This is a genomic window from Streptomyces durbertensis (genome assembly GCF_014156695.1).
In the GTDB taxonomy this organism is placed as follows: Bacteria; Actinomycetota; Actinomycetes; order Streptomycetales; family Streptomycetaceae; genus Streptomyces; species Streptomyces durbertensis.
Genome location: NZ_WMLF01000713.1, coordinates 1 through 1,592, shown reverse-complemented (window position 1 = coordinate 1,592; position 1,592 = coordinate 1). Strand labels below are relative to the sequence as shown.

Genomic DNA, 1,592 nt, shown 5'->3' with positions numbered 1-1,592 from the left:
CCGCCCCACCTGCGCCATCCCGGCAACAAGAGCGGGGTGAACATGGCCGAGTCCTTGCCTTGTCGTCGCCCGCGGTCGCGGGTTGGCTCACAGGAAGAACGACAACATGGCCGGAGGTCGCCGTGGTCCGCACCTACCGTCTACTCGCCGCCCTCGTGTGCTGCCTGCTGCTCACCGCCCTCGGCGCGCCCGCGCCCGCCCGCGCCGCGGGCAAGACCACGCCGCCCCGGCTGACCGACGAGCGCGGCCGCGTACTGACCCTGCGCGGCTGGAACGTCGAGGACAAGACGAACCGCGGCGACGCGGCCCTCACCGCCATCACCGAACGCCACTTCCGGGACATGCACGACCAGGGCTTCAACTTCGCCCGGCTGCTGGTGTTCTGGGACGACCTGGAGCCGGAGCGCGGGAAGTACAGCGAGCACTACCTGCGGCGGATCGAGCAGATCCTGGACTGGGCCGACCAGTACGGCATCAGGGTCGTCGTCGACGCGCACCAGGACGTCTTCGGGCCCGCGTTCGGCCACCGCGGCATCCCCGTGTGGGCCACCCGGACGGACGGCCTGCCGTTCACCCCGCGCCCCGACGACTGGTTCTCCGAGTACTTCGAGCCGGCCGTCCAGCGCGCCTTCACCCATCTGTACGAGGACCCCGACCTGCAGCGCGCGCAGGCCGACATGTGGCGGGTCCTCGCGGACCGGTTGCGGGACCACCCCGCCGTGCTGGGCTACGACCTGATCAACGAGCCGATGGGCGAGCTGCGGCCCGGCGAGGACCTGGCGACCGCCGCCCGCCGCATCGAACGCGACCAGCTCACCCCCATGTACAACAGGCTCGCCGCCGCGATCCGCAGCGTCGACGGCGACAGCTGGCTGTTCGTGGAGCCGACTCCGATCGTCGGCGAGGGCGTGCCGACGGGGCTCGGCCGGATAGACGACCCGAAGGTCGTCTACTCGCCGCACTTCTACAACACCGCCATGGAGTCCGGCGCGGACTACGACCCGGACGCCGGTTGGATCGAGGCGTACGAGGCCGCCGTCACCGACTACCCGGCCCGCCACGGGCTGCCCGTCGTGGTCGGCGAGTGGGGCCCGCTCAACAACGCGCTGCCCCACATGGGCCGCTTCTACCGCGACGCCGTGCTGTCCCTGAACCGCTACAGCTCCGGCTGGGCCGGCTACGTGTGGTGCTACGGCGGCGGCTACTGCGCCGTCGACGGCGAGGGCCGCTTCCGCGCCAACAAGGAACGCACCGCCACCCCGTACGCGCCCGCCGTCGCCGGCACGGTGCTCGACGAGCACTGGGACCCGGACGCGGGCGTCTACCGGCTCGGCTACCGCGCCCGGCTGGGCGGCACGGAACTCTCGCTGCCGCCGTCGGCCACCGGCTGGCGGATCACCTCCTCCGGGCCGGCCAGGGCGAGTGTGCGCCGGGTGGCGCCGGGCGAGCACGCCCACGTGCGGGTCACCGCCCGCCCGGGCGCGAAGATCACCCTGACCGTCACCCCGCGCTGAGCGACCCTTCCAGGCGTTGCCGGGACGGCAACAGGAGTTGCCGTCCCCACCACGACCACGCTCCACTGGACCTGTGAA

At 72.4% G+C, this 1,592-nt stretch carries 1 protein-coding gene; it reads left to right on the top strand.

Features of this window, described 5'->3' with window-relative positions:
• The first annotated feature begins 122 nt into the window (after window positions 1-122).
• Window positions 123-1,514, top strand: a complete 1,392-nt coding sequence (locus GL263_RS26175; protein WP_182858214.1) for a cellulase family glycosylhydrolase — start codon at window positions 123-125, stop codon at window positions 1,512-1,514.
• The last annotated feature ends 78 nt before the right edge of the window (window positions 1,515-1,592 follow it).